The following is a 19,404-nucleotide window of genomic DNA, read 5'->3' as shown; positions in this document are numbered from 1 at the left end:
AGGTATTTTATGAGTATAGATGCAACAAAATCCATCACAACCATATCAGGTATAGTTAGCCGTGATATAGTTAATGAGCAACAGAAAAATCACACTGCATCTGTACCTCCCAAAATGAGTGCGAAGGCAAGTACCACCGTGAGTATAACTCAAGACGCAATGCACCTTTTACACGCAACTGACAAAGACGTTGATGAAGAAAAAATCGAAAGAATAAAACAAGCAATTACTAACGGTACATTGGCTATTGATACGCATAAAATTGCCGATAAATTGATAAACCAATTACTAGAAGATATTTGAAAATAAGTCAGATTTACAAGGGATACCAAAATGTTAGCACTCGATGACATCCTAAATAAAATAACAGAAATGTTACAAACACTTTCAACAATTCTACAAACAGAGCAGCAACTATTAATTGAAAATAGTTCAACCAATCAGTTAAATGATATTATCAATAAAAAAAATGAGTTACTTATTCAATTAAAGTTACTTGATGAAAAACGGATAAAATTAAATAAACAATTTGATATTCAACCGCCTTATATAGAAAACTCAGCAATCGCAACACATTGGCAATTAATTACTGATAAAACAAAATTGTTAGCCAATATAAATCGCGATAATGGATTAATTATCCAAAATCGTATGAATATAACCCAACAAACGATTAATTATCTTAAAGGCCTAAATAGCCCTGCTATTTATACTAATAATGGTTATCAACAAACCGATGTTATCTTATCTAAGCGAGCCAAAGTTTGAGTAAATTGATCTTTGTCGATGGTAAACGAGATAAATAACCCCAAAAATGCCCTCTTATTAAGCCAATAACTTGTTAGCGATTAGTTCATACTGTTAGCATGGTAAACGTTAATTAAACTATGAAGTTTCATTTAATTCATCATGGCTGACGATAATGATCTAGATAAAAGCGAACATCCCACCGATAGCAAAATAAAAAAGGCTAGGGAAAAGGGACAGATCCCTCGATCTCGTGAATTAACTTCGTTATTAATCTTGTTAATCGGTACGACCTTGTTTTGGTTGATGGGTTCATATTTAGTTAACCAGTTAATCGCAATCATAAAAACAGCAATGAAGTTTTCGTACAAAGTCAAAGACGAGAAGTTAATCATCTCCAACTTAGTCAACTCATTCACCCATGGTTTTTTGTCAATTGCACCAATTTTTTTGGGGCTAGTAATTATTGCTCTCTTTGCACCGCTTTGTGTGGGGGGATTGCTTTTTAGCCTACAATCAATTAAACCAAATTTTAAAAAGCTCAATCCAATATCTGGGTTGAGTAGGTTATTTAGTACTAAAATTTTTTCTGAGTTACTAAAAAGTATACTTAAAGTTATTTTAATTGCTATCGCTTCAACATTGTTTTTAATGCACCATTTTCCTGACATGCTTTCATTACCCAATATGCATTTAAATAATGCATTAGCAAAAGCAATACAGCTAGTGATCTTTTGTGGAATTGTAAGCGTTATATCTTTAACACCAATGGTTGGTTTTGACATCTTTTATCAAATATGGAGCAATTTAAAAAAACTGAAAATGTCAAAACAAGAAATTAAAGATGAGTTTAAAGAGCAAGAGGGAAATCCGCAAATTAAAGGACGTATTCGCCAAATGCAACAAGCAATTGCTAGGCGCCGCATGATGAAAGATGTGCCCAAAGCCAATGTCATTGTTACCAACCCAACCCATTACGCCGTCGCTCTGCAATATGATGAAAAAACAATGATTGCACCTAAATTATTAGCAAAAGGAACAGATAACATTGCCTTACGCATTAAAGAGATCGCCAGCGAGCATAATATCCCACAATTACAAGCCCCTCCTCTTGCGCGGGCTTTATATCGCCATGGCGAAATAGGGCAAACGATTCCAACTGAATTATACACTGCTGTCGCACAAATATTAGCTTGGGTATATCAATTAAAACATTGGCATAAATATGGCGGTGATAAACCACCTGTGCCGAATAATTTACCTGTACCTGAATCATTATCCGAAAATAAATAAAGGTAATTACTAATCTTATGATTAAATCTAAACTACTGACTTTATTATCAATAAATACATTAAAGAATGGACATTATCAGATCTTAGCTGGCCCAATGCTAATCTTATTGATTCTTTCAATGATGGTATTACCACTCCCAGCATTTATTTTGGATCTATTTTTTACGTTTAATATTGCGTTATCAATTATTATATTAATTGTGGCATTATTTACTAAACGCGTGCTTGATTTTGCCGCATTTCCAACTGTTTTATTGTTTGCAACCTTATTAAGGCTCTCGTTAAACGTTGCATCGACACGAGTGGTATTACTAAAAGGGCATACTGGTAGCGCTGCAGCTGGGCGCGTTATTGAAGCCTTTGGGCACTTTTTGGTTGGTGGTAATTTTGCTATTGGTATCGTCGTATTTATCATTTTAGTTATCATTAACTTTATGGTCATCACCAAAGGGGCAGGTAGAATAGCTGAAGTTGGTGCACGCTTCGCTTTAGATGGTATGCCAGGTAAACAAATGGCTATTGATGCCGATCTTAACGCCGGTTTAATAGGAGAAGACGAGGCCAAAGCACGCCGAGCTGAAGTAAGTCAAGAGGCAGATTTTTATGGCTCAATGGATGGTGCCAGTAAATTTGTCCGTGGCGATGCTATCGCTGGGTTATTGATAATGGCAATTACCATTATTGGAGGATTACTCGTTGGAGTTATCCAACATGATATGACACTATCTGATGCGAGTAAGACCTATGTATTACTCACTATTGGTGATGGGTTAGTTGCGCAAATTCCTTCATTAATCATTTCAACAGCAGCTGGTGTAATTGTTACGCGTGTATCATCACAAGACAATATCAGCGAACAAATGCTCAGCCAGCTATTTAACAATCCACAAGTATTAATTTTAACCGCGGTTGTCATCGGTTTACTTGGGCTAATTCCTGGTATGCCCAATTTAGTATTTTTACTCTTTACCGCTATTTTATCATCACTTTCTTGGTGGCTAACTAAACAGAGAAAAACAAAACAAACAACGCAACCCAAACAAGTTAATGCACAAGCAACTACACCAACCAATATCGAAGCGACGTGGTCCGATGTTAATATTGAAGATATATTAGCAATGGAAGTAGGATATGGGCTTATCCCTATGGTAGATCAAACCCAAAACGGTGAATTGCTCAGTCGGATCCGCAGTTTACGCAAAAAATTTGCGCAAACACTGGGATTTTTACCGCCCCAAGTTCATATAAGAGACAATCTTTCATTAGCACCTTATCAATATAAGATATTTATCAAAGGTGGCGAAATCGGCAAAGGTGAAATTGTTAATAATAAATGGTTAGCTATTAATCCGGGTAATGTCACCGAAACTATCGAAGGTATTCCAACAACTGAACCCGCCTTTGGATTACCTGCAATATGGATTGATGAAAGCAATAAGGAAAATGCACAAATATTAGGTTACACTGTTGTGGATACAAGTACCATGATTGCCACTCATTTTAATCATTTATTACAACAATTTGCCAGCGATCTATTAGGGCGCTTAGAAACCCAAGAGTTGCTCGAAAGAATCAAACAAGATATTCCAAAACTAGTGGAAGATTTTATCCCTGGGGTTATTACACTAACCACTTTTCATAAAATATTACAAAACTTGATCGCCGAAAAAGTATCAATTCGTGACATGCGTACCATTATTGAAACAATCTGTGAACATGCGCCTACCCAAAATGATGCTTATCAATTACTTAGTATGGTTAGAATAGCTTTAGGCAGAGTTATCACCCAACAATGGTTTCCGGGCTCAGATCCAATCAGTGTAATAGGATTAAATATCAATTTAGAACGCTTATTATTACAAGCTCTACAAAATACAAGCAATTTTGAGCCAGGACTAGCTGAGCATATCATAGAGCAAGTTAAGCAAGCCATTAATCAACAAGAAGCAATCGGCGCTCCACCAGTATTATTAGTGAACCATACACTAAGACCGATGTTATCACAATTTTTACGTCAGAATTTTCCTCAATTAGCCGTATTGTCAAATTTAGAAATCGCCGATAATCGAGAGATAAAAATGAGTACACAAATTGGTGCAGAATAGTTACTTGATGATACTAATAATAAAGTGTTTCAGTTAATAAAAACTAGAAACACTTTTTTCTAAACTGCCTATGCGGCAGTAAACTATCCAAATAAAAAATTTCTCTACGTTTCCCATTTCTAAACTGCCTATGCGGCAGTAAACTAGAGTTTTTTTGCAAAATTGCCTTATTGTAAAAGAGCTTTCGATATTTTCCTCTATTTTTACCCTTTTTTTGAGCTCATATTAATATCAATAATAATCAATTAGTTAAAATTATCCTCAAAAAAAGGGTTGCCAATTTAAAAATCGGGAACGGTAGCAGTTTGGCTTAATCCATAGCTATTAAATGTACCTGATACAGGTTTTAAGCATTTTTCTTGTTTTAACCACAAAATAAACTTTTGCCCTGTACTTTTACTAGCAAGGTGAATATGGGGATATTGCAAATTAACGCTTCCCCATTTTTCTATCATTTTTTGTTTAACCTCTGCCGACCATTTACCTTGTGCTGTTAATCGTTTTTCAGCACGCCTCAATGCGCTTTGTCCTTTTGGATGAATACGAATTAAACGTAAATAACCTTTTATCGTAACGGGAATAGCTTCAATAGACATCAGTAAAGCATAATCACTAATTGATGATTTTTGCTGTATATCTGCTTTAAGGTTTTGTAGCTCCTGCTCGGTACCAAATAGGCGAATTACTCCGCCTAATGTTCGGTGCACATTATAGCAAGGAAAGCTTATTGCAATATTTCCTTGATGATTGACCAAAATTTGGTGGAGGGACTGCATCACTTGATTCATCACATCCACCTCGGTGATTTCAATTTGCGAAATAGCTTTCAGTTCTAAATAGTGTGAGTGCATCTTATTTACTCCTTACCGCTGGCACCAAATACACCACCACGAATTAATACCGCAATCACATAATGTTGCTGCTCAAGCGTTGGTTTTTCACCCTTTAATACCCAATTATCAAACAAAGTATAAAAATCTAATTTCTGTTTTGGTTGACGGAAAGCATGCCCCATTGAAGTGACCGAGCCATACGGTTCTATTGCGATTGGGAATGGTGCATTATCGTCATACCAAGTATCGATAGTTCGAATGGCATTACTGACTTTTTGGGAATGCATGGCCGCTTGTTTGTTTTTTTCGTAGAGTACTTTGCTTTTTGTTTTACCTGTATCTAAAATTAATTCTTGTGATGGGTAAACTTCTTGCCCTAAGCCCATTTTTAGTTTAGCTTCAACATTAAAAATCACAAATTCTTTACCTGATAAGCCTGCTTCAATCAGCGCAGTGAGAGCATTTACTGCTTTATCATCATAATCAAATGAGTTAAGTTGATATTGTTTAACATCACTCACTTCGGCGATTGTTTTTTCATCCTTACTACCTTTATTATCTTTATCAACTTTACGAGTAATTAACAAGCTAATTTGCTCCGCTGCCATACGGTTACGCCATAACCAACGACCATTTAAGATATTAATGGCATAACGCTTAGCCAACGCAGTCAACCCTTGTGTTTGGATATAATCTTGGGTTGTTTTTTCTAACGCTTCTTGATATTCAATTTCATTACATACCGACGGTTTACCTAAAAAAGGTAATACTTTACAGCTCCATTTAATCACTAAAGTCTCTTTATCGGCATCTAATGCTGCAACATCAACTGTCTGTAAATTTGGTTTTTGTATTTCAGCATCTAATTTGGTTGGATCGTTGGCTACTGCATTTTTAAGGCGATTTGAAATAGTGCCTCGCACTGATTTTTCAGTGACCACAACAGAGGATAATTTATTGCTATCTTTAGGATCCTGCTGTGCAAAAATCGCATCTGAAATATCAAAACTACGTTCAAAAGCAAGTACGCTGGCGGTGGTGATTTTATCTTTACTCATAATGTATTCCTTATTCTATAATTTTCTAAATTTACTTAATTGGTTTCTTGATTGATAATATAAATTTCTGCATCATTTGATTGTAATTGACTACATTGATAACGCCAAAAAGCTTGTGATAAATTCTCTTGCAAACGCAAAGGAAAGACCCATTTACCCAGCCCATATATACACTCCACAAATTGCGTGGCATGTTCATTACTGCGTGCATGTTCAACCTTACCTGCAGCAAACAGCGGCGAAATTGCTTGATAGCCCAAATGTAAAGGAACAAGCCAACCACGATCTTGCTTAACCGACGTTGTTTGCCAATGCCCATCTTCTTGCGGATTATGGTGTAGCATTGCCGTTTCAATTAATGCATCCAGTGCGGTAGCATTAGGATCTTGTTGCTGCAATTCAGCAGTAATATCTTGTAAATCTTGTGGTGCTTCAACTAAAACAAATGCCGGTAATAATAAATTAGCTAAATCAATATCTGGTTCATCAGAAGAAATTAATTTGACATCGCCAATAAATACCACATGACCACCCGCTATACGTTGTTGGTAAAGCTTCTGTTCCATTTGTTGGATAAATGCTTGTTTTTGCTCGACGTCATATAATGTCTCCGGATCTTCAATTTTTACCTCGACAAGTAATGAAACATCTAAATGAGCGCGCCCTTCTTCAATAATGGAACGAGTACTGCCATTTTTAGAGAGTGGATTGCGCGTTAATCGAAACGTATAATCCGCATAGTTGCTTGGTCGATAAACTTGTACATCACATTCATGACATGCAATTAACACACCATCTAAATAGATTGGATTTTCTGATTCAATTTTTCGACTTAAAGCATGAATCGCCCCTAAAAATCCTGAAATAGCAGGGAATCCATAGGTTAATGGGCTAGAGATTGCATTAGCATTATGAATTTGGACATGATCAAAGAATAAATAATAAGTTAATGATGCCATTAAAATATCCCCTCTCTTTTGCGTTGGCTCGCTTTTACTGCCGCATTAAATTCACTTCGCCATTCACTATATTCAACATCATCAAATTGTTTTTCAATATTTTTGAATTTATTTTTTAAAATCGTTTGAATCCAAGAGGCAAATTGTTTTTCTAGCTCTTGTTGCCAATCACCTTGTTCGTATCTTAGTTTAAAATCTGTTTCACCATCCAATAGTGCTCGTTTTGGATCAAGCCAAAGTTGTTGCGAAAATTTAAGCGAAGATTCCCGACTCCAACCGGCATCTTTGGTTTTTTGGATATGTGCCGCAAACTTAAGAACTAATGTTAAAATGATAAAAAATGCCTCTTTTCTCTTATTTCTTACTAAGAAATTATTTTTTTTGTCTTGAACTGTCTCAAATAATAATTTAAAACCATATCGGCAATAATATTGAAGAGCTTGATCAAAAATAGTTTCCTTAAAGTTTGAAATTGAAGGAAAAGCAGTTTTAGCCAATTTTGGCGGCATTGAGGGTAATAAAAAGTTGCGCCCGCCCTGATTACTAGTTAACTGGCTTACGCCTTGAGGATTACTTCCTCCCAATTTAACAACGGCTAAATCATGAAAAGAAAAATAAGGTTGATGTACAACATCCTTTTTCTTACGCAATTCTCGTGCATATTTATTTTCTTCTGAAAATCGTGATTGTACTTTTTGATAAACCAAATGACACAATGAGCTCGGATGCAAAGGAATTAATAATCGATAATTATTTTCTTGATCAGATAAATAAGTCTCTTCACTATTCGTCCAATATAATTGCTTATTCAATTCCGAGGTTTTAGGTTTGCTAAAATCATTAAAGATTGCTTTTTTAAAATTAGCTAAATAAAGCGATGCTTTTTGTCGATCATCTGAAAGAGCGGGTAAAATAGCTGGATGCTCATCTACTATCAATTGTAAAAATGTTATATCATCTTTAATAGATTGATTTAATAAAGAAAAAATATCAAGGGCAGCCGCATTCCCTGAGCAATCTATCGGAATAATTGTAGGTGTTGCTGAAGAAATATATTGCTGTCCTGTTGGTTGTGATCGAGTTGAATGATTAATATTATCACCCAAGCTAGAAGAATGAATTCCTTTTGATATAAAATGACATAAAGAAATCCAAAATATTCTCCTTGTTGCTGCATCTTCCATCCACGTTTCAAAATCAAATCGCTTGGCTAACTCATCTAATTTTTGCTGAGCTTCATTAACTGCAACTAAATCACCCGCCTCTTTTGCTTTTTCTAGCTTAGCAGTTTCACTTTTATAATTACTATTATTGGCAAGCCGTTGTTGTAGAAAGTCTAAAATTACCTTTCTTATATCTTGCCAAGAAATATTGTTCATTGACCCTCCTTATATTTTTTCGAAATTAAAAAGGCTTATATCATTAAATATAAGCCTTTAATTTAATGCTATGCTGCTTTAAATTTTAAGTATAAATTCAATATATTTAAAGCATTACTGTTATACACCCATTCTTTATTGGAATTAAGATATCTATAATTATCTTGTTCAAGCTTTAATTTCTTAATCAAATATTTAATTTCTTTAATTGTCGAAATATTTAGAATTTTCATTAGATCTCGAATTGAATAATATTTAGACTGCACTGATAAAACAATCAATTCATCATTAGCAGCGGGTGAATCAATAACAAATTTTTGTACTTGATTTAGTAATTCTTTATCAAAAGAAATTTGACGAGGTATAACAAAATATTTATTATTAGACATAGTATTTCTCCTTCATTTATGCCTAGGTTGAAATATGCTCTTATCAAATGACGTAAACATCGGATAAGAGCTTCTTAATATTTGTGAGTAAACCACGAAACAAATATATACGAAAGAAGCAAATAGATCAATAATAAATTAAAAATAAAATTTAATGGGAATGTTATTTTAATAAATTAAGCGTTATTGACAAATAAAAACCGCCTATGCGGCGGTGGAACTATTAAATTAAAACAAAAATTTAATGTTTCTAAACTGCTTACACAGCAGTGCCATCAAGTATAAAAGAATTACCTCGCTTTTACTAGCAACCATTATTCACCTGCTGATATTTTCTCAAAAAAGTTTCAGGTAACTATGTGTTTCAGTATAAAACAATATTCTTTTATCCTTTCTTTTTATAAAAACCAAAATAAGGATGAAAATGCCAATTGCTATTCCGATATAAGCTGACACTACAAAACTCATTGGCTAATCGGTATAAGTTTTTATTGGGGAAATGTTCCGCTATTTTTGTTATGGCTTGTTCTACACTATTTTCTAACCATGGTTTCACTTGCGGATTTTCAAATAACCAGTGTTTGTATTTGATTTGGTTATTTTGAGTACTTGGGCAGCGCTCATCTGGTGTTTGCCATGCGATATCTGCATAGCTAAATTGATAATCGCCATCATCATCAAGTTGGCAGATATATTCATCTTGTGTTTTATCACTTCCTCTAAATGGTGAAATTGCCTGTAAATGTACACAATGGTGATGAGCTAAGTCTGGTTGCCAATAGCTGGTAACATAATTACTTTTACGGGCATGAATCGCAAACAGATTTGCCATGACCTTATGTTCTAATTCGGCGAGCGTTAGCCCATCTTCAGGGCAAGACTTAATACGTGGAACCGCATCTATATTAACTAACTGATAAGCTGGAATGAGTTCATTTGTTTTATGGGTTTTCAGCAAGAATAATGACTCTTCTTCAAATCCAGGCTTAGTAAAACAGGCCTTATCCGTACGATAATTAGCTTTAATTGCCGTTAAATTCGATCCTAATATCGCCACATTGGCTTTTTGTGCCATTTTTTGTGGTCGGTGACGCCATACTCGCCCCACTAGCTGGATAATAGAGCGCATGGATGATGGTTCAACAATTGCCCAATCATAATCGTGATCGCGTCCGACTTCGGTCACTGGCGTACCGATAACAATAAAAATATGGTTTTGTTTATCGCTATCTTTGATGGCATTGATAATTTCAGGCTGATGAAATAATGCCTGTTCATCACTGCGATTTAAAATTCTATCAAGTTTTTCTTCTAACTGGCTACGCAATAATAGCAGTTGCCGAGCATGATAAACCACGATATGAAAAGCAGTATCAGTAGGTAACTTGGTTTGGGCATAAATTTGTTCTGTAAGTGAAATAACATCTTCGGTATGGGCAAAACGCATTAAACCAATACTTACCTTTTTTTGTGATTTTTTATCTATTTGATGATGATCTTGGTGAAATTGATAAGCTTGATCTAATAATTGTTTAGCCAGCACACCATAATTGATTTTTTGGTTTTCTGTTTTATTTTCTTGGTAATTTAGTAGATCCAAAATATGCCCTTGACGACGGATTGCGCTCTGTTCTAATTGATGAATGCGCATTGCTACAAATTGCTGATGATGATCGCTAAACGTTTTAGTATCAGCAATTGGTGATATCGACTGTTCATATTCATCAAACCAACCACATATAATGGTATTATTGGCATATTGGTTATTTTGATTCCAAATTTTTCGCCCTGCTTGGTAAGCATCAAATAATCCGGCAATTAAATCTGGTGTTAAGGTTGCTGATGAGAGTAGCACTTTGCTACCAAATAACCCAGCTAAATGCACCAAGCGAGCCAGTGCAGGTAAGTCATGTTGATCAAAATCATCTGGCTCATCTAAAATCAAATCTGAGGTTAACAATCTTAACGTGGGTGCAATATATTTACCACCACGCCCACATTCACTCGCTTGAATAATATGGTCAATAGTGCATGTCACAATGGGCGCATAAAGTAATTGCCGTGCTTTACTGTCTTCGATAATAGTCCCTAACTCACAATCCGCAATACCACTTTCTGCTACATCAAGATATTCATCAAGTAACGATTCGATAGATTCACTACCTTGGTTTTCTGAATCGTTTTGTTCAATGTCTTCATTACTCAGCTCAAACAAGGTTTTTGTGGCACGCCCACCCACTAAAATTGCTAGATGTTCATCACTTAAGTGTAATCTTTCTCTTAATGCTTTACCGGTTTGCAACGTTAAAACACGTAATCCCAATGCAATGGTAAAGCGCACGCCCCGTTTAGGATTTGAAAGCGCATACATAATCCGCCCATTGGCTAAAGTTTTACCGCAGCCAGTCGATGCCATATTCACACCAAAAAAGCCACATTCATCAGATAGTTGTTGATAACTTTTGACTAAATCAAACGCGTGATTTTGCCATTGGAATCGTTTTATAGTTGTTCGTTTGGTAAAAGGTTTATGTTGATTGATGGCAGGTAATTCGGTGATTATTTTAGGTAATAAACGAGCAAAACGAGCCGCTAAATCAGCGACCCCAATTAAATGATCATCTAAACACTGTTTAGGCTTTTTTTGGTAATTTGTGTTGGCAATCAATATGGATTTATTTACGTCAGCTTCTTTATTTGCTAAAGACAAACTAGAATAGTTATGATCAGCCACCATTAAACCTAAGCGCGAAATATGCAATAAAAACGGGTCAATAGTAGATAAGTGCATTAAAGGAATATGGTTTAGAGCTTTGGTTGCATAACGGCTTAATTTTTTAAGCCAAGGTTGGCTTAAGGTGATATCACTTTTTAGTTGCCAAAAATCGTTGGGGGATGAGTGTTGGCTATAGCTGTTTTTAACCCATTTATCAACAGCTGTTAGTATTCTATAGAAAGTTGTTGTTTTTAAACCTGAAAGATATAATTCTTGCTTTTGCTTCTTTCCTTTATCGCCATCTAATGAGACCGATAAAAACGGCATTCGATGATGCGACACAATGAGCCACGCGATCCACTGTGCCAATAAAGGCAATTGGGTAAGATCATTTTTTTCGACTTGGGTGAGCTGTTTGTACCAATGAGGATGCTGTTGTCGATATTCAGTAAAATTTGCTAATCGATTAAATAAGGCTTCGTTGGTGGTGCAGTCTTGAATCATTAATAAAAATAATTGCAACGAAATCCATTCATGTCGGTAAGGATCAGCAGCTACAGCCGTTTCTGCTCGTAATTTAGATTGAAAACCAATCGTTGCTTTACCTAAATCATGAAGTAGTGCCGCTATGGTTGTAATTAATTGAATAGTGGTTGCATATTGCCAATAATTTTCGCTATCACTACGTAAAATATTACGCCGCGTACGGTTGGTTGGGACGCGCCCTTCTTGATTAAATTGACTGCGATCGCCCACAATCCACAAAAGATCAGTTAAATTTTTACCATGTGTCCAATAGCAGGCAACCGCGGTATTTTTTCGTGCGGTTTTGCGTAACAATTTATAGAGTGTTTGTAGACCGGCTTCGGTCATTGGGCTTTGCCATGTGCGTTCTCCACAACGTTCAGCAAACTGATCGATAATTCGCCGTGTTTCGGTTAAGGCGTTCTTTTTGCATTGGCTAACAAGTAAAATGTTCATATTTGATCGGCTATCTGTTTTAAGGTATCAATAATTTTATCGAGTGCTTCTAATTGGGCAAATTGCGCAATGCACGCCATACGAAATTCTTTTTCACTATCCCCTTGTTTAGCTGATAAAAAGGCTTGGGGTAATACAATGCCATCTTTGATAATATCAGCCGCATCAAAAACTAAACCACCACGCCGAGTTTTTCCGTGTAAAATAGCCAGCCCGTGGGGTAACCCCAATACCCAACAAGCCGTTGCACCAAGGCCATAGGCTAAGTAGTTACCATGATCTAAAAATTGATTAGCCGGGTCATGACTTTTACCATGCGTACCATGCTCACGCTTAAATTTATCATCTTGTAGTGTTAATTGATTTGCCATGCCATAAAGGCGTTTGCTAATTCGCCCTTCAGCGGCTAAAAGTGCTTGGCTATTATCCACATCAGTAAATTGTTGTGTTGCATCCACAAGGATTTGCTCTAATTTCGTTTTGTCGATATCCCAATCAAATTTTGGCCAACATTCGCTAATAATCTTAAGCCGTGTTTGTTGTAATAGCTTAGCTGCTTGTAACCGACGCTTGTCATCAAACCAAAATTGACACCAGCTTTGTAGATACTCTGTAGGGCGATATTCACTTTGTGGCGAAAAAAATTGACAGGCAAACTCAGATTCAGTTGATGAAAAAAGTGGGGTTCCGCCTCCTCCACAAAAACCTATCATGACGCCTGCACGTGAAAGCTCTCGCACGGCTGCTTGCGTTAATGACGTTCCGGTGCCTAATAAAATACAGGTAGTATTAGCTATTGGGATATTCCAATATAAAGACTGTTGCCCTTGCTCCGTCACATACTCAACACGCCCACCATTAACCAAAACACGGCAATGCTCTAAATAATAAATATTGGCACGCTTGGAATGCATGATCGTTTTTAGATCAGAGGAATGAATCATATCCATATATGATAACTTGTTAAATTAATTAAAATATAATAAATAAATTAACACGATATTGCAGAAAAAACGAGCTTTTTCTTGTGGTTGCAAGCAGTGAGTTCATTATTTTTACTTTAGCAAAGCAATCTTGATAATAAGCTTTTTCAACGTTGTTATAATTTTGCAAATCATATTCATGATGTAGCTGAGGCAGATATTTGGACGATGTCAGCAGAAAATTCACCGGCAAGCTAATTTAAGTTAATCGATTATATCAGTTAATAGATTATAAAAGACGAGCATTGCTCGTCTTTTAGGCTATGGATAAAGCGCCTGTAGTGGTGTTACGTTATGCGTAGGATCGTAATCTAACGCTGCTGTTGTGGCATAAGCTGCATTCATTGTCGTATCGTAATGCACCTTATATTGAATGGCACTTCGGCGCAATATTTTGGATGCCTCAATAGCTGCTCGTCCTGATGTGGTGTTAAGGATATAACTATATTCCCCATTTTTTATATGATCGTGGATATTTGGACGCCCTTCGTTTTCTTTTTTAACAATTTGGCATGGTATATCAGCTTGTTGTAGCACTTTTGCCGTTCCGATGGTGGCATCAATAGAAAATCCATGAGCAATTAATCGTTTAGCGACGACTAACAGCCTTGTTTTATCTTGGTCACGCACAGATAGTAGCGCTTTCCCTGATTTTTTCATATTTGATAAACTACCAAGTTGTGCTTTGGCAAAGGCTTCAGCAAAGGTTTTACCGATGCCCATAACTTCACCTGTTGAGCGCATTTCAGGTCCTAAGATAGGATCAACGCCACTAAATTTATTAAACGGTAAGACCACTTCTTTTACTGAGTAATAAGAAGGAATGACTTCTTTAGTTACATTTTGTTGTGCCAAGGTTATGCCTACCATGACTCGTGCGGCGATTTTAGCGAGTGGTAAGCCAGTTGCTTTTGAGACAAAAGGGACAGTGCGAGCTGCTCGCGGGTTGATTTCGATTAAATAAATCTGGTTATCTTTAACAGCAAACTGTCCATTCATTAAGCCTTTCACATCAAGCTCAAGTGCTAACTGTTTGGCCTGTTGCCTGAGTTGGTCTAAAATTTCTGAGGTTAGTGTGTGTGTAGGTAATGAACAAGCTGAATCGCCAGAGTGGATCCCTGCTTGTTCAATATGTTCCATAATACCACCAATGACAATTTGTTCACCATCAGCAATCACATCAATATCCACTTCAATGGCATCATCTAAAAAGTGATCAAGTAAGACAGGGGCATTATTCGATTCACTTACCGCTGTTTTAAAATAACGCCGTAAATCTTGCTCATTATAGACAATTTCCATTGCCCGACCACCTAATACATAAGATGGCCTAACCACTAATGGGTAACCGACTTTTTCCGCTTTGGTGATAGCTTCATCAATATCGGTCACCGTTGCATTAGCTGGTTGTTTTAATTTCAATTTATCGACGACTTCTTGGAAACGCTGGCGATCTTCTGCTTTATCTATAGCATCGGGTGAGGTACCAATAATGGGTAATCCAGCGACTTTAAGTGCATGAGCCAATTTTAGCGGCGTTTGTCCACCGTATTGCACAATAACGCCATTTGGTTTTTCAATATGCGCAATTTCAAGCACATCTTCGAGAGTAACTGGTTCAAAATAGAGGCGGTCAGAAGTATCATAATCAGTTGACACAGTTTCAGGGTTGCAGTTGACCATAATGGTTTCATAACCATCTTCACGTAGTGCCAATGCCGCATGTACACAGCAATAATCAAACTCAATACCTTGACCAATCCGATTAGGACCACCGCCTAATATCATGATTTTTTTACGACGAAATTGAGGCTTAGCTTCGCATTCCTGTTCATAGGTTGAGTACAGATAGGCCGTGTCGGTTGCAAATTCAGCAGCACAAGTATCAACACGTTTATAAACAGGATGGATATGGTATTGATGCCGTAAATGACGAACGGCTTGTTCGGTAGAGTTGATCAGTTTTGCAATACGTAAATCAGAAAAACCTTTGCGTTTAAGTTGCCATAATTGTTCTTCATCTAACTTGTTAATTGTTTGTTGTTTTAATCGATTTTCTATTTGTACTAATTCTTCAATTTGGACTAAGAACCAGCGATCAATATGCGTTAATAAAAAGATTTCATCAAGCGTTAAACCAGCTCGAAAAGCATCGGCAATATACCAAATACGATCGGCACCCGCTTCTTGAAGTTCATAACGAATTTTGGCAATATTTTTTTCATCAGTGTAATCATCAATTTTAGGATCAAATCCCGAAACACCAACTTCAAGCCCTCGCAATGCTTTTTGTATTGATTCTTGAAAAGTGCGACCAATTGCCATCACTTCCCCAACCGATTTCATTTGGGTAGTCAAGCGATCATTACACCCAGCAAATTTTTCAAAATTAAAGCGTGGTATTTTCGTCACGACATAATCAATGGACGGTTCAAACGAGGCGGGGGTTTTACCACTAGTAATATCATTAGAAAGCTCATCGAGTGTATAACCGACTGCCAACTTAGCGGCAATTTTAGCTATTGGAAAGCCTGTCGCTTTAGAAGCTAATGCAGATGAACGTGATACCCGAGGATTCATCTCAATAACAATTAATCGTCCAGTTTTAGGGTCAACCGAAAATTGTACATTCGATCCACCCGTTTCAACGCCAATTTCACGTAATACAGCAATCGATGCATTACGCATGATTTGATACTCTTTATCCGTCAACGTTTGAGCTGGCGCAACCGTAATGGAATCCCCAGTGTGGATCCCCATGGCATCGAAATTTTCAATTGAGCACACAATAATACAATTGTCATTCTTGTCTCGTACAACTTCCATTTCGTACTCTTTCCAACCGATTAATGATTCATCAATGAGCAGTTCATTAGTGGGAGAAAGATCGAGCCCTCGTGTACAGATTTCATCAAATTCTTCTGTGTTATACGCAATACCACCACCGGTTCCGCCCATGGTAAATGACGGGCGAATAATGCAAGGAAAGCCAACTTGTTCAAGAACGGCGTAAGCTTCTTTAAGTGAATGAGCAATTCCTGAACGCGCCGTATCAAGCCCAATCTTTTTCATCGCCTGATCAAAACGTTTTCGATCTTCGGCTTTATCAATGGCATCAGCAGTGGCACCAATCATTTCAACATTAAACTCTGTTAATACCCCTTGCTTTTCCAACTCTAATGCGCAATTTAAAGCGGTCTGCCCACCCATAGTGGGTAAAATAGCATCAGGCCTTTCTTGCTCAATAATTTTGCGGACACAGGTCCAATGAATTGGCTCAATGTAGGTGGCATCAGCCATTTCAGGATCGGTCATAATCGTTGCTGGGTTGGAGTTAACTAAAATAACGCGATAGCCTTCTTCACGCAGCGCTTTACAGGCTTGTGCACCCGAATAATCAAATTCACATGCTTGGCCGATAACAATTGGACCAGCGCCAATAATTAATATGCTTTTGATATCTGTTCGCTTAGCCATGCTTATTGCTCCTGCTTATAAATTTTGATTAATTCAATAAAATGGTCAAAAAGTGGTGCCGCATCATGCGGTCCCGGACTGGCTTCAGGGTGCCCCTGAAAACTAAATGCGGGTTTTTGATTATGATGAATACCTTGTAATGATCCATCAAATAGCGATTTATGTGTAACGCGTAAATGAGCTGGCAATGTCCCCTCATCTACCGCAAATCCATGATTTTGTGCGGTAATCATTACTCGATTATTTTCTAGATCTTTAACAGGATGGTTACCACCATGATGGCCAAATTTCATTTTGACCGTTTTTGCACCGCAAGCTAATGCTAATAGTTGATGCCCCAAACAGATGCCAAAGATCGGAATATCGGTTGTTAAGAACTGTTTTATTGCATCAATGGCATAGGTACAAGGTGCAGGATCACCTGGACCATTTGATAAAAACAGACCATCTGGATGTAACGCTAACACATCCCTTGCAAGTGTTTTAGCGGGTACAACCGTTAACTTGCATCCACGTTCAACTAACATCCTCAATATATTTTGTTTAACACCAAAATCATAAGCCACAACATGATATGGCAGCTCACTTTCAGGTTTTGGTGTAGGATGCTCCTGTTGCCTTGTCCAAATACCGCAAGTCCATACGTAGCTTTCCTTGCAAGTGACTTCTTTAGCCAAATCTAAACCACTTAATCCGTTATAATCTAATGCCTGTTGTTTGGTTTTTTCGGCTTTATCGAATAAAGCCTGTTTATCATTTGCGGTAATAATCACACCATGTTGCGCCCCTTTTTCGCGTAATATACGTGTTAAACGACGAGTATCAATATCAGCAATGGCAATGACATTATGTTGTTTTAAATAACTAGAAAGATCTAATTCACTGCGGTAATTGCTGGCTAATAATGGCAAATCACGAATAATCAACCCTTTTGCATAAACATGATTTGCTTCGGCATCAGCACTATTGGTGCCAACATTACCAATATGTGGGTACGTTAACGTAACGATTTGTTCACTGTAAGAAGGATCGGTCAGGATTTCTTGATAGCCAGTCATTGACGTATTAAACACCACCTCACCAACAGTTTGTCCGTTAGCACCAATAGATTTACCAATAAATTGCGAACCGTCTTGCAACATAAGGAGGGCATAAGTTTGCATGATTAAGCTACCTTTGATTAAACAACCAATAAATGTGAATAAAAATTCAATTTAATTGTTTTTTGATAATACAATATTTAATCATATTATTACACTTTTTTAAACAAAAAAAGCAATATTATAAAAAATAACCAAATGACAAAATCTAAAATTTTAGACAATTCAACGCGTAAAAATAATATCAAATAAATCTAGAAGGTTTAACTTGAAATTGCATAATTATTCAAATAAAATCTTAACGAAATTTACCGCTTTTTAGGAGCTCAATATGCACGGTTTTTATCAACGCCATTTTTTACGTTTACTCGACTTTACTCCAGCAGAAATTAATCAATTGATTGAACTGGCTATCGAACTAAAAAAAGCCAAAAAACAAGGTAACGAAAAAAAACATTTAGTTGGTAAAAATATCGTCCTTATTTTCGAAAAAGATTCAACTCGTACCCGCTGCGCTTTTGAAGTGGGTGCGTTTGATCAAGGCGCTCAAGTCACCTATTTAGGACCAAGTGGCAGCCAAATTGGCCATAAAGAATCGATTGCAGATACAGCGCGTGTGCTTGGAAGAATGTATGATGGTATTGAGTATCGAGGTTATGGGCAAGATATCGTTGAAACCTTAGCTCAATATGCAGGCGTGCCAGTATGGAATGGTTTAACAACCGAAGCACATCCAACGCAAATATTAGCCGATTTTATGACAATGCAAGAGCATATCGGCGATCGCCCATTAAACAGTATTAAATTTGCTTATTTAGGCGATGCACAAAATAACATGGGGAATTCATTAATGGAAGGCGCGGCATTAATGGGAATGGAAATTCGATTAGTTGCCCCAAAAGCTTGCCAACCTGAAGCTGACCTTGTGCAAAAGTGCCAAGATATCGCTAAAACGACAGGAGCAAAAATTATCTTAACTGAAGAGGTTGCCCAAGGCGTTAAAGATGTTGACTTTTTATACACGGACGTATGGGTGTCAATGGGCGAACCTAAAAATGTTTGGGATGAGCGAATTAAATTATTAACGCCATATCAAGTAAATCAAAACGTGATTAAACTCACTGGTAATCCAAATGTTAAATTTATGCACTGCCTGCCTGCTTTTCATGATATCAATACCACAATTGGTAAACAAATGGCTGCGCAATATGGTTTAAACAATGGATTAGAAGTGACTGATGAAGTTTTTGAATCTAAACATAGCATCGTGTTTGATGAAGCGGAAAACCGCCTACATACGATCAAAGCGGTAATGGTTGCAACATTAACCAAAGATGAATAATATTGTCATAATCAATACAAGAATGCTTAGTTAAAATAAGCA

14 protein-coding genes are annotated in these 19,404 nt (G+C 36.8%); 5 read left to right on the top strand and 9 right to left on the bottom strand.

Translation table 11 applies throughout. From position 1 onward, the window contains the following. Positions 1 to 9 precede the first annotated feature (9 nt). The 4 genes from flgM (at position 10) to flhA (ending at position 4,145) form a co-directional block, all read left to right on the top strand. Complete coding sequence (gene flgM, locus A9G47_RS06730; protein ID WP_065568275.1) at positions 10 to 303, top strand: flagellar biosynthesis anti-sigma factor FlgM; 294 nt, start codon at positions 10 to 12, stop codon at positions 301 to 303. 30 nt (positions 304 to 333) lie between these two features. Next, complete coding sequence (locus tag A9G47_RS06725) at positions 334 to 768, top strand: flagella synthesis protein FlgN (RefSeq protein WP_065568274.1); 435 nt, start codon at positions 334 to 336, stop codon at positions 766 to 768. A gap of 141 nt (positions 769 to 909) precedes the next feature. Continuing rightward, the gene (gene flhB, locus A9G47_RS06720) at positions 910 to 2,040 is read left to right on the top strand and encodes a flagellar biosynthesis protein FlhB (RefSeq protein WP_065642496.1); all 1,131 of its coding nucleotides are present in this window, start codon (positions 910 to 912) and stop codon (positions 2,038 to 2,040) included. Between the two features lie 17 nt (positions 2,041 to 2,057). Continuing rightward, a complete protein-coding gene (gene flhA / locus A9G47_RS06715) occupies positions 2,058 to 4,145 on the top strand; it encodes a flagellar biosynthesis protein FlhA (RefSeq protein WP_065642495.1) in 2,088 nt (695 codons plus the stop codon). Positions 4,146 to 4,426: 281 nt separating this feature from the next. Here the strand turns inward: flhA and cas6f are convergent, their stop codons facing one another. The 9 genes from cas6f to carA all read right to left on the bottom strand — a co-directional run bounded on the left by cas6f (position 4,427) and on the right by carA (position 18,083). Further along, entirely contained in the window at positions 4,427 to 4,996 is a 570-nt protein-coding gene (gene cas6f, locus A9G47_RS06710; protein ID WP_065642494.1) for a type I-F CRISPR-associated endoribonuclease Cas6/Csy4, read from the bottom strand. Between the two features lie 5 nt (positions 4,997 to 5,001). Continuing rightward, positions 5,002 to 6,036, bottom strand: a complete 1,035-nt coding sequence (csy3, locus tag A9G47_RS06705) for a type I-F CRISPR-associated protein Csy3 (protein WP_065642493.1) — start codon at positions 6,034 to 6,036, stop codon at positions 5,002 to 5,004. Between the two features lie 35 nt (positions 6,037 to 6,071). Further along, positions 6,072 to 6,995, bottom strand: coding sequence for a type I-F CRISPR-associated protein Csy2 (gene csy2, locus A9G47_RS06700; protein WP_065642492.1), 924 nt, complete (start codon positions 6,993 to 6,995; stop codon positions 6,072 to 6,074). Beyond that, on the bottom strand, positions 6,995 to 8,374 hold the full coding sequence (gene csy1 / locus A9G47_RS06695; protein ID WP_065579850.1) for a type I-F CRISPR-associated protein Csy1: 1,380 nt from the start codon (positions 8,372 to 8,374) through the stop codon (positions 6,995 to 6,997). Before csy1 ends, csy2 begins: the two co-directional genes overlap by 1 nt. Before the next feature lie 68 nt (positions 8,375 to 8,442). Then, positions 8,443 to 8,763 (bottom strand): hypothetical protein, encoded by a 321-nt coding sequence (locus A9G47_RS06690; protein ID WP_065579849.1) that lies wholly within the window; start codon positions 8,761 to 8,763, stop codon positions 8,443 to 8,445. A 385-nt stretch (positions 8,764 to 9,148) separates the two neighbouring features. Further along, positions 9,149 to 12,460, bottom strand: coding sequence for a type I-F CRISPR-associated helicase Cas3f (gene cas3f / locus A9G47_RS06685; protein ID WP_065642491.1), 3,312 nt, complete (start codon positions 12,458 to 12,460; stop codon positions 9,149 to 9,151). After that, on the bottom strand, positions 12,457 to 13,410 hold the full coding sequence (gene cas1f, locus A9G47_RS06680; RefSeq protein WP_065642490.1) for a type I-F CRISPR-associated endonuclease Cas1f: 954 nt from the start codon (positions 13,408 to 13,410) through the stop codon (positions 12,457 to 12,459). Before cas1f ends, cas3f begins: the two co-directional genes overlap by 4 nt. A gap of 294 nt (positions 13,411 to 13,704) precedes the next feature. Further along, entirely contained in the window at positions 13,705 to 16,920 is a 3,216-nt protein-coding gene (carB, locus tag A9G47_RS06675) for a carbamoyl-phosphate synthase large subunit (RefSeq protein ID WP_065642489.1), read from the bottom strand. Positions 16,921 to 16,922: 2 nt separating this feature from the next. Next, positions 16,923 to 18,083 (bottom strand): glutamine-hydrolyzing carbamoyl-phosphate synthase small subunit, encoded by a 1,161-nt coding sequence (carA, locus tag A9G47_RS06670; RefSeq protein WP_065642488.1) that lies wholly within the window; start codon positions 18,081 to 18,083, stop codon positions 16,923 to 16,925. A 268-nt stretch (positions 18,084 to 18,351) separates the two neighbouring features. Between carA and argF the strand changes: the two genes are divergently transcribed. Next, the gene (gene argF, locus A9G47_RS06665; RefSeq protein WP_065642487.1) at positions 18,352 to 19,362 is read left to right on the top strand and encodes an ornithine carbamoyltransferase; all 1,011 of its coding nucleotides are present in this window, start codon (positions 18,352 to 18,354) and stop codon (positions 19,360 to 19,362) included. Positions 19,363 to 19,404 lie beyond the last annotated feature (42 nt).

This window comes from Gilliamella sp. WF3-4, assembly GCF_001690275.1.
GTDB lineage: Bacteria > Pseudomonadota > Gammaproteobacteria > Enterobacterales > Orbaceae > Gilliamella > Gilliamella apicola_C.
The sequence above is the reverse complement of the archived record's forward strand: the minus strand, read 5'-3'. Positions and strand labels throughout refer to the sequence as shown.